Genomic DNA, 18,854 nt, shown 5'->3' with positions numbered 1-18,854 from the left:
GTGTAATTTAGTTTTTATATTTTGATTGAACAGGATTGAGTGCCTTACCGATGAAAATTCCTTACATTCCTGAAGATGCACCGTTTAACGGTGAGCAGAAATACTGGCTGGCGGGCTTCCTCGCTGGCCTCCATTCGCGCCTGCTGGTATTAGAAGACAAGCAGAGCGCACCGGCTGCAGGTGCCAGCACCAATACGCAGCTGCACATCCTGTTCGGTTCACAGACCGGCAACGCTGAAGCGCTGTCGCAAACGGCCGCTAAAGCCGCACGCGCCAAAGGTTTGGTGCCGGTGGTTCAAGCGCTGGGCGAAGTGGATCTGGATGTGTTCGCTACCATGCGTCACGTGCTGATCGTCACCTCCACTTACGGCGAAGGCGAAATGCCGGACAACGCCCAGCTGTTCTGGAACGCGATTTCAGCCAGCACCGCGCCGCGTCTGGAGCAGATGCACTTTGCGGTATTGGCGATTGGCGACACCGGCTACGACGGTTTCTGCCAGGCAGGAAAATTCATCGATATGCGTCTTGAGCAGCTCGGTGCAAAACGCGTCGCCGATCGTATCGACTGCGATATCGACTTCGAAGAGCCATCCAGCGCGTGGATTGGTACGGCGATGCCGCAATTCGCCGCCAGTGCAGGCAGCAGCGGTACAGCATTAGAAAGCGCGCCAGAAGCGCCCGTCATTCCGGGCAGCAATAAGCAAAACCCATATGCGGCTGCGTTGGTGACTAACAAGCGTCTTTCGGCAGAAGAGTCGGCGAAAGATATTCGTCACTTCGAGTTTGATCTCACCGACAGCGGTTTGAAATATGAAGCGGGCGATGCGCTGGGTGTGATCCCGGTGAACGACGCAGCACTGGTTTCACTGCTGCTGACCCAGCTGAAAGCTGACTACGAAACGCCAGTTCCCAGCTTTGATCGCAACCTCGGCGATCTGCTGACTTATCAGTTCGAAATTTCCGAGCCGTCACGCAAACTGATTGAGTGGGTTGGCCAGCACACCACCAACCAGGAACTGCGTCACGTCTTGCAGCACGACGATAAAGATACCCTTGCCGTTTGGCTGTGGGGCAAAGACACGCTGGATCTGCTGCAGCTTGAGCTGACCCGCAGCCTGTCGGTACCGGAATTTGTTGCCATGCTGCGTCCGTTACAGCATCGCGCCTACTCCATCTCGTCGAGCTCGAAAGCCTATCCAAATCAGGTCCATCTGACCATCGCTTCCGTGCGCTATCACAGCGGCGGCCGCGAGCGTAAAGGTGTGTGCTCAACCTATCTGGCTGAACGTGTACGTCGCGGCGAAAAGCCGGCGATCTTCATCTCGCCAAACAAAGCGTTCCGTGTGCCGTCAAACGGCAATGCGCCGCTGATCATGGTTGGTCCAGGCACCGGTATCGCACCGTTCCGCGCCTTCCTGCAGGAACGTCAGGCAACCGGCGCAGAAGGTAAAAACTGGCTGTTCTTCGGTGACCAGCATCAGGCACATGATTACATCTACGAAGAAGAGTTGCAGGCATGGCAGGAGAAAGGTCTGCTGACTCATCTGGATCTGGCCTTCTCGCGCGATCAGGAAGAGAAGATCTACGTGCAGAACCGCATGCTGGAGAAAGGCGCTGAGCTTTACGCCTGGCTGCAGGATGGCGCTTACTTCTACGTGTGTGGCGACGCATCTCGCATGGCAAAAGACGTTGATGCGGCGCTGTATGAAGTGGTTCGTCAGTTCGGTGGCTTGTCCAGCGAGCGCGCGGCGGCTTACGTTGATCAGCTGAAGAAAGATAAACGCTACCTGCGCGACGTCTACTAAGGCGCGCAGACATAAAAAAACGGGCCAATCGGCCCGTTTTTTATTGCACGTTTTACTTCACCACACGCAGTGAAGGTCGTCCGCCACGCGGCGGCGGCTCATCATCTGGAGAGTGGTCGTCGTCAGTCGCATCATCCGGACGATCGCCATCAATCACAGACATCATCGTCTCTTCCTGACCGCTACCATCCTGCTCGTCCGTCGCCAGCTCATAAGCCGGTTCCGGCTCGAACATGGTGCCAGCGCCGTTTTCACGGGCATAAATCGCCAGAACCGCAGCCATCGGCACAGAAACCTGACGCGGTACGCCACCGAAACGCGCGTTGAAACGCACTTCATCATTGGCGAGGTCAAGATTGCCTACCGCACGCGGCGCGATGTTCAGAACGATCTGCCCATCACGCGCATATTCCAGCGGCACCTGCACACCAGGCAGATTGATGTCGACCACCAGATGCGGCGTCAACTGATTATCCAGCAACCAGTCGTAGAACGCCCGCAACAGGTAAGGACGACGCGCCGTTAGTTGCGACATTTCCATACATTAGCCCCGAGCTTGCAGGCGCATTTCACGTTCTGCTTCCGTCAGTGACGCGAGGAAAGAGTCACGTTCAAACACGCGCGTCATATAGCCTTTCAGCTCTTTAGAACCCGCGCCAGACAGGTCAACACCCATCTGCGGCAGACGCCACAGCAGCGGCGCCAGATAGCAATCCACCAGGCTGAACTCTTCGCTCATGAAGAAAGGCGTACGTGCGAACAGTGGCGCAATCGCCAGCAGCTCTTCACGCAGTTGCTTGCGCGCTGCATCGGCTTCGGCACCGTTGGCGGTTTCTATGGTGCGCATCAGGCTGTACCAATCCTGCTCGATGCGGTGCATCATCAGACGGCTTTCACCGCGCGCGACCGGGTAAACCGGCATCAGCGGTGGATGCGGGAAACGCTCATCGAGGTATTCCATGATGATGCGTGATTCATACAGCGTCAGTTCACGGTCGACCAGCGTCGGTACGGTGCGATACGGGTTGAGGTCAATCAGATCCTGCGGCAGGTTATCCGTTTCAACCTGCTCGATCTCCACGCTGACGCCCTTCTCAGCCAGTACAATACGTACCTGATGGCTGAAAATGTCAGTCGGACCAGAAAACAGCGTCATTACCGAACGTTTGTTGGCAGCGACAGCCATGAAAACCTCCAAGTTTGTTCACAAAAAGATACTGCGAATAGCCAACCACGCGGCGACTCACCGGCTCATCAGATTCGCCTACCGTCAGCGTCAGGAGCATCGACCGGTCTTCCGGACAGGAACGACATGCACAACGCTGCGTCTTGCAGGCGCAAAGTGACAGTGAGTTTACCAGATTTTAAGCAGCTTGTGGGGCGGGCGTGATGATTTGCGGGCAAAATGCGGGTAAAGCTCGCGTTTTTCGTGGGAAAAAATCATAAATGCAGGCAATAAAAAACCCGCCGAAGCGGGTTTTTTGAGCCAACTGCCGCTGCCGAAGCAGCAAACAATTAACGCTTGGAGAACTGCGGACGACGACGTGCTTTACGCAGGCCGACTTTCTTACGTTCAACTTCACGCGCATCACGGGTAACGAAGCCCGCTTTACGCAGTTCAGAACGCAGAGACTCGTCGTACTCCATCAGAGCGCGTGTGATACCGTGACGGATCGCACCAGCCTGACCAGAAATACCACCACCTTTAACGGTGATGTACAGGTCAAATTTACCAACCATATCAACCAGCTCCAGCGGCTGACGCACGACCATGCGTGCAGTCTCGCGACCGAAGTACTGCTCCAAAGAGCGCTGGTTAATTACGATGTTACCGCTACCCGGCTTGATGAAGACGCGAGCGGCAGAGCTTTTGCGGCGACCAGTGCCGTAGTTTTGAGTTTCAGCCATTGCCTATAATCCCGATTAAATGTCAAGAACTTGCGGTTGCTGCGCCGCGTGGTTGTGCTCGTTGCCTGCGTAAACTTTCAGTTTACGGTACATAGCACGACCCAGTGGGCCTTTCGGCAGCATGCCTTTAACCGCGATTTCAATCACACGCTCAGGACGGCGCTCGATCATCTCTGCAAAGGTCGCTTGCTTGATACCACCGATGTGGCCAGTGTGGTGATAGTAAATCTTGTCAGTACGCTTGTTGCCGGTTACAGCAACTTTTTCTGCGTTCAGAACGATGATGTAATCACCGGTATCAACGTGCGGAGTGTATTCCGCTTTGTGCTTACCACGCAGACGGCGCGCCAGTTCAGTCGCCAGGCGACCCAAGGTTTTGCCCGTTGCGTCAACAACATACCAGTCACGCTGTACGGTTTCTGGTTTAGCTGTAAAAGTTTTCATTGAAAAGCTTACCCAAATAAAAAGTTACACGTTGGTGAAATCCCAAACGCTAAGTAAACGATTGAGGCTCACACGACCATTTTGCCCAGCAAGCCACCCCTTCAAGTGAGTTACCGGATCACATCGAGCTCTTGGGAAAGAAAACCGATGCTGTAACGTGGGGTCGCAAGATTATAGAGAAGTCGAACTCAAAGATCGAACCTTTTTGCATCTAAAACCTACGATTTATGCCACGTCATCAGGGCAGATGCGGCAGACGCAAATACTCTTCGCTCTGCATCTCCTGCAAACGCGACAAGCAGCGCTGATACTCAAACTTCAAGCGTGTGCCCTGATAAATTTCAAACAGTGATGTTTCAGCCGCGACAACCAGTTTCACGTGGCGTTCGTAGAACTCATCGACCAACGCAAGGAAGCGGCGCGCCTGATCTTCGGTCTTATAAATCATCACCGGCACATCATACAGCAAGACGCTGTGAAAACGGCGCGAGAGCTCAATATAGTCGTGCTGACTGCGCCCTTCGCCGCACAGCGTCAGGAAATTGATCGCCAGCACGCCTTCATGCACGCCCAGCGTGGGCATCTGGCGATGGTTGATTTCCAGCACCGGCGCGTCTTCACGCGCTTTGCCGGACAGCGCGCGGAACATGCGCTCCATTTCGCTATGCGTGGCCTCGTTGAGCGGGAAGTTCCACAAATGCGCCGAGGTTAAGGTGCGCAAACGGTAATCGATACCGGCGTCCACGTTCATCACTTCACAATGACGTTTGATTTGTTCGATGGCAGGCAGGAAACGCGGGCGCTGCAGGCCGTTGCGATAGAGCTCATCCGGCGGAATGTTCGAGGTGGCTACCAGCGAGATGCCGCGCGCGAACAGCGCTTCCATCAGCGTGCCCAGCAGCATGGCGTCGGTGATATCCGAGACAAAAAACTCATCGAAACAGAGAATGTCAGTTTCCGCTTTAAAGCGATCGGCGACAATCAGCAGCGGATCGCTGTGGCCTTGCAGCTGCGTCAGCTCCTGATGGACACGCAGCATAAAGCGGTGGAAATGCAGGCGCAGCTTACGATCACCAGGAATTGACTGAAAAAACAGATCCATCACCCAGGTTTTACCGCGTCCCACACCGCCCCACATATACAGGCCGCGCACTGGCGCTTCGCGGGTGCTTTTCTCTTTATTGATCATCTTAGACAAGCGGCCAAACAGACCTTTGGCAGCCGGTTCAACCTGTTGCTGGCGGGCAATCAATCCTTGCTGGATGGTATCTAAGCGGGTAATCGCTTCTCGTTGTACGTCATCCGGGCGAAATTCGCCCTGCGACAGCGCCTGCTCGTAGCGTGCAAGCGGAGATGAGGTTTGCATGGTTCTCTCAGAATCCCTGAAAAAGTCCGATTCACGGGTCGGTTGACGAAAATTAGGCCGCTCTACACTAAGCGATGCAGCCCGATAGTTCCACTTCCAATAGATTATTGGGTATAGTGGCTGCTATTGAAGTTGATGTTGCAACAGAAGCAATGCCCTACGAAACAACGGAAATTACACGGGAGTCATTATGACCTGGGAATACGGGCTGATTGGTTTAGTGATTGGCATTATTGTCGGCGCAGTCGTCATGCGTTTTGGCAACAAGAAGCTGCGCGAGCAGCGTAGCATGCAGTATGAACTGGAAAAATCGAAGGCCGAGCTGGCGGATTACCGCGAGGAGCTCACCAACCACTTCGCCCGCAGCGCCGAGCTGCTGGACAACATGGCGCATGATTATCGCCAGCTGTATCAGCACATGGCGAAAGGGTCTAACGACCTGCTGCCAAATCTGCCCGGCGAGAAAAATCCGTTTGCCTACCAGTTAACGGAAGCCGAAGCGGATAACGACCAGGCGCCGGTGCAGATGCCGCGTGATTACTCTGAAGGCGCATCCGGCCTGTTACGTGGCAGTGACCGCGCTCCGCGTAATTAATCCTTTTGGGGCACAGCTTAGCTGTGCCCTTTTTGTTTTCGAACACAAACCACAAACTACTGTCACACTTCTTTTATCCCTTTCGCAGCGAGAGCGTTGTAGCAATGAAAAAACAAGCACGTCTGTTAAGCGCATTAGCCTTAGGTATCGGGATGAGTTTGGCTGCGGCGCCGAGTGCGCTGGCAACTCTTCCCGCCCAGATTCAGGGACAAGCATTGCCAAGCCTGGCACCGATGCTGGAAAAAGTTCTGCCCGCAGTAGTGAGCGTGCGTGTTGAAGGTACCGACAGCGGTCAGCAGGCGCAGGATATTCCTGAACCGCTGAAGCGTTTTTTTGGTCAGGCACCGGGACAATCGCAGCCGCAGCCTTTTGAAGGTCTGGGTTCTGGCGTGATTATTGATGCCGCTAAAGGCTATATCCTCACCAATAACCATGTGGTCAGCAACGCCGATAAAATCAGCGTGCAACTGGGTGACGGCAACGAATATGACGCTAAGTTAATTGGTCACGATGAACAAACCGACATCGCCTTGATCCAGGTTGAAGGCGCGAAAAATCTGACACAGGTGAAAATTGCCGACTCTGATTCGCTGAAGGTGGGTGATTTTGCCGTGGCCATCGGTAACCCGTTTGGTCTGGGTCAAACCGCCACGTCGGGCATCATCTCTGCGCTCGGTCGTAGCGGCCTGAACCTGGAAGGACTGGAAAACTTCATTCAGACCGATGCCGCGATTAACCGCGGTAACTCCGGCGGTGCGCTGGTGAACCTGAATGGTGAGTTGATTGGTATCAACACCGCGATTCTGGCGTCAAGCGGCGGCAACATCGGCATTGGCTTCGCCATTCCCGCCAATATGGCGATGAACCTGGCGCAGCAGCTGATTCAGTTCGGCGAAGTGAAGCGCGGTCAGCTTGGTATCAAAGGTACGGAAATGACCGCCGATATCGCCAAAGCGTTTAACGTTGATGCGCAGCGCGGTGCCTTTGTTTCGGAAGTGCTGCCGAAGTCAGCCGCCGAGAAAGCGGGCATCAAAGCTGGCGATATCATCACCTCCATCAATGATAAGCCAATCACCAGCTTTGCTGAGCTGCGTGTGAAAGTCGGCACCACACCGCCGGGCCAGGACGTAAAAATCGGCCTGCTACGTGAAGGCAAACCGGTCAACGTCACCGTCACGCTGGAACAAAGCGCGCAAACCACCGCCAGCGCGCAGCTGATGTCGCCTGCACTGCAAGGCGCAACGCTGAGCGACGGCGCGACTAAAACCGGTGATAAAGGCGTGAAAGTCGATGCCATTGAAAAAGGCACGCCAGCGGAGCAAGTCGGTTTGCAGAAAGATGATGTGATCATCGGCGTAAACCGCAATCGCGTCGCTTCTATTGCCGAAATGCGCAAAGTGCTGGAAGGCAAACCGCCGGTGCTGGCACTGAACGTGGTGCGCGGCGAAGAGACGATTTACCTGCTTCTGCGATAATCCTCGCAACAGGCGGACAAGCAGGTGTTTGTCCGCCTTTCTCATGCTATTCTGCCCTGCGATCTCACCTGGCTTGAAATAACACCATGTTTCTTAAACTTTTGCGTTCTGTGGTGATGGGCCTGATCGTGGCTGGCTTACTGCTCGTCGCGATCCCTGCGCTGCGTATGGGCAGCAACGTCACCTTTGATCATGACAACAGCGACGATGAAGCACCCGTTAGTTTTAATCAGGGTGTGCGACGTGCCGTGCCCGCGGTCGTTAACGTCTATAACCGCAGCGCCCACGGCAACAATAATCGCGGCATCACCACGCTGGGTTCCGGCGTGATCATGAACGGCAAAGGCTACATCCTCACTAACAAACACGTGATTAATAACGCCGACCAAATCATCGTCGCGCTGCAGGATGGACGCTTCTTCGAAGCCACCTTAGTGGGTTCCGATGCCATGACCGATTTAGCGGTGCTGAAAATCAGCGCCTCCAACTTGCCGGTTATCCCCATCAACGCCAAACGTATCGCGCACATCGGCGACGTCGTCATGGCGATCGGCAATCCGTACAACCTCGGCCAAACCGTGACGCAAGGCATCATCAGCGCCACCGGACGCGTGGGCCTGAGCTCATCCGGACGACAAAACTTCCTGCAGACCGATGCCTCGATCAATCAGGGCAACTCGGGCGGCGCATTGATTAACTCGCTGGGTGAACTGATGGGCATTAATACCCTGACGTTTGATAAAAGCAGCGATGGCGAAACGCCGGAAGGAATTGGTTTCGCCATTCCCACCGCGCTGGCGAGCAAAATCATGGATAAGCTGATTCGTGATGGTCGGGTGATTCGCGGCTACATCGGCATCACCGGGCGCGAACTGCCGCCGCTGCACGGCCAGGGCAGTAATCTTGATCGCGTGCAGGGCATTATCGTCAGTGACGTCACGCCTGGCGGCCCCGCCGATAGCGCCGGCATTCAGGCCAATGACGTGCTGCTGGAAGTGAATGGTAAACCGGCGCTCTCGGCGCAGGAAACCATGGATCAGGTGGCAGAAATTCGGCCGGGCTCGGTGATTGACGTGCAGATCTTGCGTAATGAAAAGAAAATGACCTTGCCGGTGACGATTCAGGAATTCCCGGAAGTGACCGCGCCCGCCACCACCACGCCATAAGGGCGCTTGCGCGCCCTGATGATTTAGCTGCGGTCGACCGGGAAGGCGATCACTTCACTTAGCGAGCTGGCTTTCAGCGCCAGCATGATCAAACGATCCACGCCCAACGCCACGCCAGAACAGGCAGGCATACCGTGCGCCAGCGCATCCAGCAGATAGGTATCGATAGGATGTTGCGGCAGGCCACGCGCAGCACGACGACGATTGTCCTGCTCAAAGCGCTGACGCTGCTCACGGCTGTCGGTTAACTCACGGAAACCGTTCGCCAGCTCAATCCCTTTGTAATAGACCTCAAAGCGCTCGGCGACACGGTGATCTTCCGTACTGATCTCCGCCAGTGCGGCCTGCGTCGCCGGGAAATGGTAGACGAAGCACGGCTTATCGTTACCAATCTTCGGCTCAACGCCCAGCATAAACAGCAGCTGCAGCAGCGTATCGCGGTCTTCTTCACGATTGGCCAACTCGCCCTCGCCCAGCTTCTCAGCCACTTCGCGTAGCTGCACTTTATCAGCCGATAACGGATCGACTTCCAGGTGGCGGATGAACGCCTGCTGATACGACAGGGATTCCGCGCTGTCGCACTCCAGCACCTGCTGCATCAAATCGTCCACCTCGTTCATCAGGCGGTACATGTCGTAGTGCGGACGATACCACTCCAGCATGGTGAACTCGGGATTGTGGTGACGCCCGGCCTCCTCATTACGGAAGCTGCGACCCATCTGGTAAATCGGACCACTTCCGGCCGCCAGCAGGCGCTTCATGTGATATTCCGGACTGGTCATCAGCCACAGATCGCGCCCTTCGGCTGCGCCTGGCCCAACAAAACGCGTCTGGAACGGCACCAGATGGATGTCAGTGATGGTCGCCTGGCTCATCGCCGGGGTATCGACCTCCAGCACGCCGCGATCGGCAAAGAAACGACGTATTTCCGCCATAATAGCGGCGCGTTTCAACAAATTGGCAATGGGTGCGCTCGGCTGCCAGCTTGCCGTTTCGCTCATGTTGATGACTCCTCATACAGATAAGGGGTGGAAGTCTACCCGCAATGCCGATGGCAAACAACGGCAGCGGGCCAAGGCAGCAATTTGCTATCGGGCAGCTATACTTAACCCATTAAAATTGTAAAGGAATCCCACAATGTCCCCATGGAAAACCCTGCTCGCCAGCCTGAGCGCTTTTCTCTCCGTTGCCTGCTCAACCGCGCCGCCCAAAGGCGTGACGGTGGTGGAAGGTTTCGACACTCAGCGCTATCTCGGCCAATGGTATGAAATCGCTCGCCTCGATCACCGCTTTGAGCGCGGATTACAACAGGTTACCGCTAATTATAGTCCGCGCGAGGATGGCGGTTTGAAGGTGATCAATCGCGGCTACAATCAGCAGAAACAGCGCTGGCAAGAGAGCGTTGGCAAAGCCTACTTCACCGGCGATAAACAGCGCGCCTCGCTGAAAGTGTCGTTCTTTGGCCCGTTCTATGGCGGCTACAACGTGATCGCACTGGATCCTGACTATCGCTATGCGCTGGTATGCGGACCGAATCGTAGCTACTTGTGGATTCTGTCACGTACGCCGCAGCTGGATGAAAGTGTTAAGCAACGCCTGGTTGAACAGGCCAGAAGTGCCGGATTCCCGGTGGATGAACTGATTTGGGTGGAGCAGAAATAAGGAGGACCGGTGCGAAAGCCGCTTTCGCACCGGAATAGCTTACTGTGCGCTGCGCTGAATCGCTTTGCCGCCCGCCTGAACGTCTTCGCCAACACCACGCGTGGTGTTACAAGCGGTCAGAACGGATGAGAGCACCAGCACGGAAAAAATCGCGACAATACTTTTCTTTAACATAGCCATATCCTTTTTGGTTGCAGTAAAAGTACAGCTCTTAAAGCATAGTCTTGATCTGTAAAACTGCGGATTAGGCGGATGAAAAAAGAGAAGGGAAACACACAGAGAGAAAAAAGGCGCATCGATGATGCGCCTGATTTGACGATTATTTTACGCGAGAAACGTATTCGCCAGAGCGGGTATCTACTTTTACCACTTCGCCAATCTGTACGAACAGTGGCACTTTGATCACCGCACCAGTCGACAATGTAGCTGGCTTACCGCCGGTACCTGCGGTATCACCCTTCAGGCCTGGATCGGTTTCGATAACTTCAGCTTCGATGAAGTTTGGTGGCTGAACAGCGATCGCTTTATCGTTCCACAGGGTAACGATACAATCCGCATTGTCCTGCAGCCACTTGGTCACGTCATCCAGCACTTTAGATTCGATCTGATACTGCTCGAAAGATTCCGGGTGCATGAAGTAGTAGAAGTCGCCGTCGTTGTAAGAGTATTGCAGCGTCATATCACGAACGTCTGCGCCTTCGGCAGAGTCAGTAGATTTGAAGGTCTTCTCAACGCGAGAACCGGTCAGCAGACGACGCATTTTAACGCGCGCAAATGCCTGGCCTTTACCCGGCTTAACGAACTCACTGGCTTCGATGGCATATGGCTCGCCTTCGAACATGATTTTAAGACCGGGACGGAAATCGTTGCTAAGATAAGTCGCCATAAAGGCCCTCTGTAAATATTGAACTGGTAAATAGCCAAAAAAATGGCACACATTGTAACCCTAAATCCCCCCGTCAGAGAAGATTGGTTGCAGCAACTAGCTGATGTTGTCACCGAACCTGCTGAATTACTGCAACTTTTATCTCTTGATCAGCATGCTGATCTGGCTGCAGGCGCTGATGCACGCAAGCTTTTCGCCCTGCGCGTACCGCGCGCCTTCATCGCACGCATGAAAAAAGGCGATGCGACGGACCCGCTGCTGCTGCAAGTGCTCACCAGCCGTCAGGAATTTATTGATGCGCCAGGTTATAGCACCGATCCGCTGGATGAACAAAGCAGCGTTGTGCCGGGTTTACTGCATAAGTATAGAAACCGTGCGCTGCTGCTGGTAAAAGGCGGCTGTGCGGTTAACTGCCGCTACTGTTTCCGCCGTCATTTCCCCTACCAGGATAATCAGGGCAACAAGCGTAACTGGCAGGCGGCGATCGATTACATCGCCACACATCCGGAACTGGATGAAATTATCTTCTCCGGCGGCGATCCGCTGATGGCGAAAGATCATGAGCTGGCATGGCTGGTGGATGCGCTGGAAAAAATCCCGCATCTTAAACGCCTGCGTATTCACAGCCGCTTGCCGGTGGTAATCCCGGCGCGTATCACCGAAGGCTTGTGTCAGATTCTGGCAGACACGCGCTTGCAGGTATTGATGGTGAGCCATATCAACCACGCGCAGGAAATTGATGACGAGCTGAGTTACGGCATGCAGATGCTAAAGCGTGCCGGCGTGACGCTGCTCAATCAAAGCGTGTTGCTGCGTGATGTGAATGATGATGCGCAGACGCTAGCGGATCTCAGTAATGCGCTGTTTGATGCCGGCATTCTGCCCTACTACCTGCACGTGCTGGATAAGGTGCAAGGCGCGGCGCACTTCTTTGTGTCAGATGAGGAAGCGCGGGGGTTGATGCGTCAGCTGCTGCCGATGGTGTCTGGTTATATGGTGCCGAAACTGGCGCGCGAGATTGGCGGCGAGCCAAGCAAGACGCCGCTGGATTTACAGCTGCGTCAGGAATAAAAAAAGCCGCATCAGCGGCTTTTTTTACGACTGCAACTTACGGGCACTTATACACCTGACCGGTCATTTTGCTATCGAGCGGCGCGAAAGCTGACAGCAGATTCTGCGTCGGGCTGGTGGCACCATAAATCACGTTGCCGCCCATTTCTGCCGCGCGGTTGCGCAGGTCGTTGGCTGCGCCACGCAGTGAACTGCCTTCACCGCCTGAACCGCTCAGCCAGTTGCTCTGAGAGCCGGTAAGCGTTCCCAGCAGCTGACATTGACTTGCGGGTTGTTGGTCGACGAAGGTCACACGTTCGCCGCCAGCACTCAGTTGATTGGAGCTGCTACAGCCCGCCAGCAGTAAAGTTCCGACTGCCAGACCGAGCAAGAGGTTAATCCGCATTGTAATCCCCATTTATTATCATCAGTGTCGGGCGGCAGCGTAGCAGAAAAGCGCACTTTTTTTCTGAACATTCATTGCCCTAAACCCGTAAAGCCGAAGTATTGCGCCCTTACTTATACCTTGTTCCCCAGCAAAAGAAAAACCCCCGACCGTTTCCGATCGGGGGTTTTCCAGATGACTTAAGCAGTCAGGGGCAATTACATCATGCCGCCCATTCCGCCCATGCCACCCATACCGCCAGCGCCGCCTAAATCAGGTGCGTCGCTTTTTGGCAGGTCAGTCACCATCGCTTCGGTGGTGATCATCAGGCCCGCTACCGATGAAGCGTACTGCAGCGCAGAACGGGTCACTTTGGTTGGGTCCAGGATACCGAAGTCGATCATGTTGCCGTACTCTTCAGTCTGCGCGTTGTAACCGTAGTTACCGTCGCCTGCTTTCACGTTGTTAGCAACAACTGAAGGCTCTTCGCCGGCGTTGGAAACGATCTGACGCAGTGGTGCTTCCATTGCGCGCAGCGCAACTTTGATACCCACGTTCTGATCTTCGTTATCGCCTTTCAGGCCAGATGCGGCGATTTTCGCTGCAACGCGAACCAGCGCCACACCACCACCGGCAACCACGCCTTCTTCAACCGCAGCACGGGTCGCGTGCAGGGCATCTTCAACGCGTGCTTTCTTCTCTTTCATTTCAACTTCAGTTGCTGCGCCCACTTTCAGCACGGCTACGCCGCCTGCCAGTTTCGCTACGCGCTCCTGCAGTTTCTCTTTGTCGTAATCAGAGGTTGCTTCTTCGATCTGCTGACGAATCTGCGTTACGCGGCCAGAGATAGCACCTTGATCACCCACGCCATCGATGATGGTGGTGGTGTCTTTGTTGATCACAACGCGTTTTGCCTGACCCAGATCTTCCAGGGTGGCTTTCTCCAGCTCCATACCGATCTCTTCAGAGATCACGGTACCGCCGGTCAGGATAGCGATATCCTGCAGCATCGCTTTACGACGGTCGCCGAAGCCAGGTGCTTTAACCGCAGCCACTTTGACGATACCGCGCATGGTGTTCACCACCAGCGTTGCCAGGGCTTCACCTTCCACGTCTTCTGCAATGATCAGCAGTGGCTTACCGGCTTTCGCAACGGCTTCCAGCACTGGCAGCATTTCGCGGATGTTAGAGATTTTCTTGTCAGCCAGCAGGATGAACGGGGTTTCCAGCTCAACTGCGCCTGTTTCTGGCTTATTGATGAAGTACGGAGACAGGTAGCCGCGGTCAAACTGCATACCTTCAACCACGTCCAGCTCGTCTTGCAGGCCGGTGCCTTCTTCAACGGTGATAACGCCTTCTTTGCCCACTTTGTCCATCGCGTCGGCAATCAGTTTGCCCACGGTTTCATCGGAGTTAGCAGAGATGGTACCAACCTGTGCAATTGCGCGTGAATCCTGGCAAGGCACAGACAGGGTTTTCAGTTCTTCAACGGCGGCGATAACGGCTTTATCGATACCGCGCTTCAGATCCATCGGGTTCATGCCCGCAGCGACGGCTTTCAGGCCTTCGGTGATGATGGCCTGAGCCAGTACAGTTGCGGTGGTGGTGCCGTCGCCTGCTGCGTCGTTCGCTTTAGAGGCCACTTCTTTCACCATCTGTGCGCCCATGTTTTCGAACTTGTCTTCCAGCTCGATTTCACGCGCAACAGAAACACCATCTTTGGTGATGGTCGGTGCACCAAAAGATTTATCCAGAACCACGTTACGGCCTTTTGGGCCCAGGGTAACTTTTACTGCATCTGCCAGTACGTTTACGCCACGCAGCATTTTTACGCGTGCGTCATTACCGAATTTTACGTCTTTAGCTGCCATTTCAAATATCCCTTAAATTCGTTTCGTTCAGTGAATTACGCGTAAATTACGCTTCAACAACTGCCAGGATGTCACTTTCGGAGATGATCAGAACTTCTTCGTTGTCGATTTTCTCGGTTTTAGCACCGTAGCCTTCGCTGAAAATCACCAGATCACCCACTTTTACGTCCAGTGGCTTAACTTCACCGTTTTCCAGGATGCGGCCTTTGCCAACAGCCAGGATTTCACCGCGGGTAGATTTACCGGCAGCTGAACCGGTCAGCACGATGCCGCCCGCTGATTTAGCTTCGACTTCTTTACGCTTGACGATAACGCGATCGTGCAATGGACGAATTTTCATTTGATAGCTCTCCTTTAGAAAGTCCAATCATTCATTTTTGGGGTTGAGCCGGACAGCAGGGCTTCCAGCCTCGTGCTGGAAGAGATAGGGGCAATAAGTGGGCTTTCAAGGGCAAAAAATATAAATATTTTCGTTTCTGCAACAGACGGCGAAAAAAGCAACAAAAAGGCGGCTTGCGCCGCCTTGATTATCTAATGGTCTTTGTCATGACCTATTTGGTCCTGATCTTTGCGCTCATATTCACCGTCCACGGTGAAACCCGCATCCGGACCGGCGCCCGGTCCGCGCCATACGCGCAAGTGCGGCATCAGCTTCAAAGTCAGATGCTTCTGCACCGGCGGCAACAGCAGCAGTAAACCGAGGAAGTCGGTGAAGAAACCGGGCAACAGCAGCAGGAAGCCGGAGATAATCAGCGAAACGCTTTTGGTCATCTCAGCCGCCGGGCTTTCGTTACGCGCCAGCTTCTCCTGCATCAAACGGAAGTTCTTCATGCCCTGATTTTTCACCAGCGACACACCAATACACGAGGTGAAGATCACCAATAGCATGGTGAGCAGCACGCCCAGCGCATGCGCGACCTGAATGAAGATTGAGATCTCAATCCAGGCTAAAACAAAAAAAATCACGAACGGTAACCAGCGCACCGAGTTCTCCTGTGAGTTGGAGCTGCCCCGCAAATTGCCAGGCAGCAGAAAGGGAGGGTCTGTATGACCGTATTGATAGAGATGGGCATTTGAACCGGCATTTTCAACCGATCCTGCCATTTTTTTCCCACTGACTTAAAATTGCGAAGTACATCACATATCGTTATTACCGCTGGGCCTGTAAAAGCCCGTAAAGTGATCTGTGCACAAACAATTCTGTAACATCAGAATATGATCGTGCCCGTCAGTGCGAAGATGGATAATATGTCGGCGCTGACATTCCACGACAATATAATCGCTTCACCTGCACGTTGTTTGCCGCCCGTCCATCCCGACGCCCGGCAGTAACCAGGCAGCAATAACAAGAAGGTAATCATGGCGAATAACATTCGTATCGAAGAAGACCTGTTAGGCATGCGCGAAGTTCCGGCAGACGCTTACTACGGTGTTCATACTCTGCGTGCGATTGAAAACTTCTATATTAGTAATAACAAAATCAGCGACATACCGGAGTTTGTCCGCGGTATGGTGATGGTGAAGAAAGCAGCCGCGCTCGCCAACAAAGAGTTGCAGACCATTCCCCGCAATATCGCCAACACCATTATTCAGGCCTGTGATGAAGTGCTGAATAACGGTAAATGCATGGATCAGTTCCCGGTTGACGTCTATCAGGGGGGCGCGGGCACCTCGGTCAACATGAACACTAATGAAGTGCTGGCCAACATCGGCCTGGAGCTTATGGGCCACCAGAAAGGTGAATATCAGTACCTCAATCCCAACGATCACGTGAACAAGTGTCAGTCCACCAACGATGCTTATCCAACCGGTTTTCGTATCGCGGTGTACGCTTCGATCCTGAAACTGCTCGACGGCATCAATCAGCTGAGCGAAGGTTTCCAGCGAAAAGCGGTTGAATTCGAAAGCATTCTGAAAATGGGCCGTACTCAGCTGCAGGATGCGGTGCCGATGACGCTTGGCCAGGAGTTCCACGCGTTTAACGTGCTGCTGAATGAAGAGACTCGCAGCATTCTGCGCACCGCTGAACTGCTGCTGGAAGTGAACCTCGGCGCCACCGCCATCGGCACACGTCTCAATACGCCGGATGGCTATCAGCAGCTGGCGGTACAGCGTTTGGCGGAAGTGAGTAATCTGCCGGTGGTGCCTGCAGAAGATTTGATTGAAGCCACCTCCGACTGCGGCGCGTACGTGATGGTGCACTCGGCGCTGAAACGCCTGGCCGTGAAACTGTCGAAAATCTGTAACGACCTGCGCCTGCTCTCCTCCGGTCCGCGCGCCGGCCTGAATGAGATCAACCTGCCTGAACTGCAGGCCGGTTCATCAATCATGCCCGCCAAAGTCAATCCGGTGGTGCCAGAAGTGGTGAATCAGGTGTGCTTCAAAGTGATCGGCAATGACATCACCGTCACCATGGCGTCAGAAGCGGGTCAGCTGCAGCTCAACGTGATGGAGCCAGTGATTGGCCAGGCGCTGTTTGAATCGATCAGCATCCTGACTAACGCCTGCTTCAACCTGCTGGAAAAATGCGTCAACGGCATCACCGCCAACAAAGCGGTGTGTGAAGCTTACGTGTTCAACTCGATTGGTATCGTCACTTACCTCAACCCGTACATCGGCCATCACAACGGCGATATCGTCGGTAAGATTTGCGCCGAAACCGGTAAAAGCGTGCGTGAAGTGGTGCTGGAGCGTGGCCTGCTAACGGAAACCGAACTGGATGACATTTTCTCCATTCAGAACCTGATGCATCCGGCGTACAAAGCCAAACGTTACACCGACGAAAACGAACAGTAATCCGTTCCGGATCAAGTTGCCAACAGCACGCCCATATACAATGCGGCGTGCTTTTTTCATTTTGGCGGCTACAACTTTAAGAGTCGGGATTTCTCCGCGGCTCAGGGAGTGGAACGAATGGTAGTAGTGGAGTTGGTTATTGTCCTGCTGGCAATCTGGCTCGGTGCGCGTCTGGGCGGCATCGGTATTGGTTTCGCGGGCGGTTTAGGTGTGCTGGCGTTGACGCTGATGTGCGGCTTAAAACCCGGCGCGATTCCCTTTGATGTAATCGAAATTATCATGGCGGTGATTGCCGCAATTGCCGCGATGCAAATCGCCGGCGGTCTCGATTATCTGGTGGGATTGGCGGAACGCCTGCTGCGCCGCCATCCACGCTATGTCACTTTCCTTGCGCCGCTGGTCACCTATGTCATGACGCTGCTAGCCGGCACCGGTCACACCGCGTTCTCCACCTTGCCGGTGATTGCCGAAGTGGCGAAAGAGCAAGGCGTGCGTCCGTCGCGTCCGTTGTCGATTGCGGTCGTCGCCTCGCAGATTGCCATTACCGCCTCGCCGCTCTCGGCGGCGGTGGTATTCTTCGCTTCAATCCTGGAACCGCATGGCGTGAGTTATCTGGCGCTGCTGGGTGTGGCGATTCCCTCTACCATGGCAGCGATCTTCTGCGCCGCCATCATCACCAGTTTTCTCGGCAAGGAGCTCAGGGATGATGAAAAATATCAGGCGCGTTTAGCGAAAGGTGAAGTGAAACTGCGCGGTGAGCAGGTTTATGACATCAAACCGGGCGCGAAGCGTGCCGTGTTGCTGTTCCTGATCGGCATCGCCGCCGTGGTGCTCTACGCCACCGCAATTAGCGACAGCGTTGGCCTGATCAGCAATCCCGTGCTGCCACGCAACGAAGCCATCGTGGTGTTTATGCTGACCGTTGCCACGCTGATCTGCCTGACCTGTAAAGTCGATACCGGTGAAATCCTCAGCGCCAGCACCTTTAAATCGGGCATGAGCGCCTGTATCTGCGTTATGGGCGTAGCATGGCTGGGCGATACCTTCGTTAAAGCACACCTCAACGACATTCAGGCGTTAGCCGGTGACATGCTGCAAGGTTATCCGTGGATGCTGGCGCTGGTGCTGTTCTTCGCCTCCACGCTGCTCTATTCGCAAGCCGCCACCACTAAAGCGTTGATGCCTGCCGCGTTGATGCTTGGCGTCTCGCCGCTGGCCGCCGTCGCGTCCTTTGCGGCGGTTTCCGCCCTGTTCGTGCTGCCGACCTATCCTACGCTGCTGGCCGCGGTGGAAATGGATGACACCGGTTCAACCCGTATCGGCAAGTTTGTGTTTAACCACTCCTTTATTATTCCCGGCGTGATGGCGATTGCCTTCTCGGTGGCGTTTGGCTTCCTGTTTGGCAGCCTGATTCTGTAGCGCCGTTACATCCTGAAAACCTCGTA

20 protein-coding genes are annotated in these 18,854 nt (G+C 54.5%); 8 read left to right on the top strand and 12 right to left on the bottom strand.

Features of this window, described 5'->3' with window-relative positions; translation table 11 throughout:
- Positions 1-50: 50 nt before the first annotated feature.
- The gene (locus K5Y32_RS16160) at positions 51-1,805 is read left to right on the top strand and encodes a sulfite reductase subunit alpha (protein ID WP_222185105.1); all 1,755 of its coding nucleotides are present in this window, start codon (positions 51-53) and stop codon (positions 1,803-1,805) included.
- A 52-nt stretch (positions 1,806-1,857) separates the two neighbouring features.
- Here K5Y32_RS16160 and sspB read toward each other — a convergent pair whose 3' ends face one another.
- From sspB to zapE, 5 genes are all read right to left on the bottom strand, one after another.
- Positions 1,858-2,346 carry a ClpXP protease specificity-enhancing factor gene (gene sspB / locus K5Y32_RS16155; RefSeq protein WP_176970156.1) on the bottom strand — a complete coding sequence of 163 codons (489 nt, stop codon included), beginning with the start codon at positions 2,344-2,346 and terminating at the stop codon, positions 1,858-1,860.
- A gap of 3 nt (positions 2,347-2,349) precedes the next feature.
- Positions 2,350-2,991: a stringent starvation protein SspA gene (sspA, locus tag K5Y32_RS16150; protein WP_008104394.1), complete on the bottom strand. Its 642-nt coding sequence runs from the start codon at positions 2,989-2,991 to the stop codon at positions 2,350-2,352.
- Positions 2,992-3,320: 329 nt separating this feature from the next.
- Positions 3,321-3,713, bottom strand: coding sequence for a 30S ribosomal protein S9 (gene rpsI / locus K5Y32_RS16145; RefSeq protein WP_007886600.1), 393 nt, complete (start codon positions 3,711-3,713; stop codon positions 3,321-3,323).
- A gap of 15 nt (positions 3,714-3,728) precedes the next feature.
- Positions 3,729-4,157, bottom strand: coding sequence for a 50S ribosomal protein L13 (gene rplM / locus K5Y32_RS16140; protein ID WP_007886599.1), 429 nt, complete (start codon positions 4,155-4,157; stop codon positions 3,729-3,731).
- A 238-nt stretch (positions 4,158-4,395) separates the two neighbouring features.
- Positions 4,396-5,523 carry a cell division protein ZapE gene (zapE, locus tag K5Y32_RS16135; RefSeq protein ID WP_222185103.1) on the bottom strand — a complete coding sequence of 376 codons (1,128 nt, stop codon included), beginning with the start codon at positions 5,521-5,523 and terminating at the stop codon, positions 4,396-4,398.
- 190 nt (positions 5,524-5,713) lie between these two features.
- Between zapE and zapG the strand changes: the two genes are divergently transcribed.
- The 3 genes from zapG to degS all read left to right on the top strand — a co-directional run bounded on the left by zapG (position 5,714) and on the right by degS (position 8,759).
- Positions 5,714-6,118 carry a Z-ring associated protein ZapG gene (gene zapG, locus K5Y32_RS16130; RefSeq protein WP_064737767.1) on the top strand — a complete coding sequence of 135 codons (405 nt, stop codon included), beginning with the start codon at positions 5,714-5,716 and terminating at the stop codon, positions 6,116-6,118.
- A gap of 104 nt (positions 6,119-6,222) precedes the next feature.
- Positions 6,223-7,593: a serine endoprotease DegQ gene (gene degQ / locus K5Y32_RS16125; RefSeq protein ID WP_101762291.1), complete on the top strand. Its 1,371-nt coding sequence runs from the start codon at positions 6,223-6,225 to the stop codon at positions 7,591-7,593.
- An 86-nt stretch (positions 7,594-7,679) separates the two neighbouring features.
- Complete coding sequence (degS, locus tag K5Y32_RS16120) at positions 7,680-8,759, top strand: outer membrane-stress sensor serine endopeptidase DegS (protein ID WP_061718288.1); 1,080 nt, start codon at positions 7,680-7,682, stop codon at positions 8,757-8,759.
- A gap of 23 nt (positions 8,760-8,782) precedes the next feature.
- Here the strand turns inward: degS and epmA are convergent, their stop codons facing one another.
- Complete coding sequence (gene epmA, locus K5Y32_RS16115; protein ID WP_192412562.1) at positions 8,783-9,760, bottom strand: elongation factor P--(R)-beta-lysine ligase; 978 nt, start codon at positions 9,758-9,760, stop codon at positions 8,783-8,785.
- Positions 9,761-9,896: 136 nt separating this feature from the next.
- Here epmA and K5Y32_RS16110 point away from each other — a divergent pair, with 136 nt between their 5' ends.
- Positions 9,897-10,421 carry a lipocalin family protein gene (locus K5Y32_RS16110; protein WP_222185101.1) on the top strand — a complete coding sequence of 175 codons (525 nt, stop codon included), beginning with the start codon at positions 9,897-9,899 and terminating at the stop codon, positions 10,419-10,421.
- Positions 10,422-10,460: 39 nt separating this feature from the next.
- On the opposite strand, the gene K5Y32_RS16105 is transcribed toward K5Y32_RS16110, so the two are convergent.
- Together K5Y32_RS16105 and efp are read right to left on the bottom strand one after the other, a co-directional pair.
- The gene (locus K5Y32_RS16105) at positions 10,461-10,595 is read right to left on the bottom strand and encodes an entericidin A/B family lipoprotein (protein WP_008104408.1); all 135 of its coding nucleotides are present in this window, start codon (positions 10,593-10,595) and stop codon (positions 10,461-10,463) included.
- Between the two features lie 145 nt (positions 10,596-10,740).
- Positions 10,741-11,307 (bottom strand): elongation factor P, encoded by a 567-nt coding sequence (gene efp / locus K5Y32_RS16100; RefSeq protein WP_034826669.1) that lies wholly within the window; start codon positions 11,305-11,307, stop codon positions 10,741-10,743.
- A gap of 42 nt (positions 11,308-11,349) precedes the next feature.
- Here efp and epmB point away from each other — a divergent pair, with 42 nt between their 5' ends.
- The gene (gene epmB / locus K5Y32_RS16095; RefSeq protein WP_222185099.1) at positions 11,350-12,378 is read left to right on the top strand and encodes an EF-P beta-lysylation protein EpmB; all 1,029 of its coding nucleotides are present in this window, start codon (positions 11,350-11,352) and stop codon (positions 12,376-12,378) included.
- Between the two features lie 37 nt (positions 12,379-12,415).
- Here the strand turns inward: epmB and K5Y32_RS16090 are convergent, their stop codons facing one another.
- From K5Y32_RS16090 to K5Y32_RS16075, 4 genes are all read right to left on the bottom strand, one after another.
- The gene (locus K5Y32_RS16090; protein ID WP_008104416.1) at positions 12,416-12,763 is read right to left on the bottom strand and encodes a DUF4156 domain-containing protein; all 348 of its coding nucleotides are present in this window, start codon (positions 12,761-12,763) and stop codon (positions 12,416-12,418) included.
- A 197-nt stretch (positions 12,764-12,960) separates the two neighbouring features.
- Positions 12,961-14,613 carry a chaperonin GroEL gene (groL, locus tag K5Y32_RS16085; RefSeq protein ID WP_101762297.1) on the bottom strand — a complete coding sequence of 551 codons (1,653 nt, stop codon included), beginning with the start codon at positions 14,611-14,613 and terminating at the stop codon, positions 12,961-12,963.
- Positions 14,614-14,659: 46 nt separating this feature from the next.
- Positions 14,660-14,953 carry a co-chaperone GroES gene (locus K5Y32_RS16080; protein WP_101762298.1) on the bottom strand — a complete coding sequence of 98 codons (294 nt, stop codon included), beginning with the start codon at positions 14,951-14,953 and terminating at the stop codon, positions 14,660-14,662.
- 191 nt (positions 14,954-15,144) lie between these two features.
- Positions 15,145-15,597 carry an FxsA family protein gene (locus tag K5Y32_RS16075; protein ID WP_192236087.1) on the bottom strand — a complete coding sequence of 151 codons (453 nt, stop codon included), beginning with the start codon at positions 15,595-15,597 and terminating at the stop codon, positions 15,145-15,147.
- 375 nt (positions 15,598-15,972) lie between these two features.
- Between K5Y32_RS16075 and aspA the strand changes: the two genes are divergently transcribed.
- The gene (gene aspA / locus K5Y32_RS16070) at positions 15,973-17,409 is read left to right on the top strand and encodes an aspartate ammonia-lyase (RefSeq protein WP_101762300.1); all 1,437 of its coding nucleotides are present in this window, start codon (positions 15,973-15,975) and stop codon (positions 17,407-17,409) included.
- A gap of 117 nt (positions 17,410-17,526) precedes the next feature.
- Positions 17,527-18,828 carry an anaerobic C4-dicarboxylate transporter gene (locus K5Y32_RS16065; protein ID WP_222185096.1) on the top strand — a complete coding sequence of 434 codons (1,302 nt, stop codon included), beginning with the start codon at positions 17,527-17,529 and terminating at the stop codon, positions 18,826-18,828.
- Positions 18,829-18,854: the final 26 nt, after the last annotated feature.

This window comes from Pantoea sp. DY-15 (genome assembly GCF_019795935.1).
GTDB classification, from domain to species: domain Bacteria; phylum Pseudomonadota; class Gammaproteobacteria; order Enterobacterales; family Enterobacteriaceae; genus Pantoea; species Pantoea leporis.
Note: the sequence above shows the minus strand (reverse complement) of the source record. Positions and strands in the feature narration are given on the sequence as shown.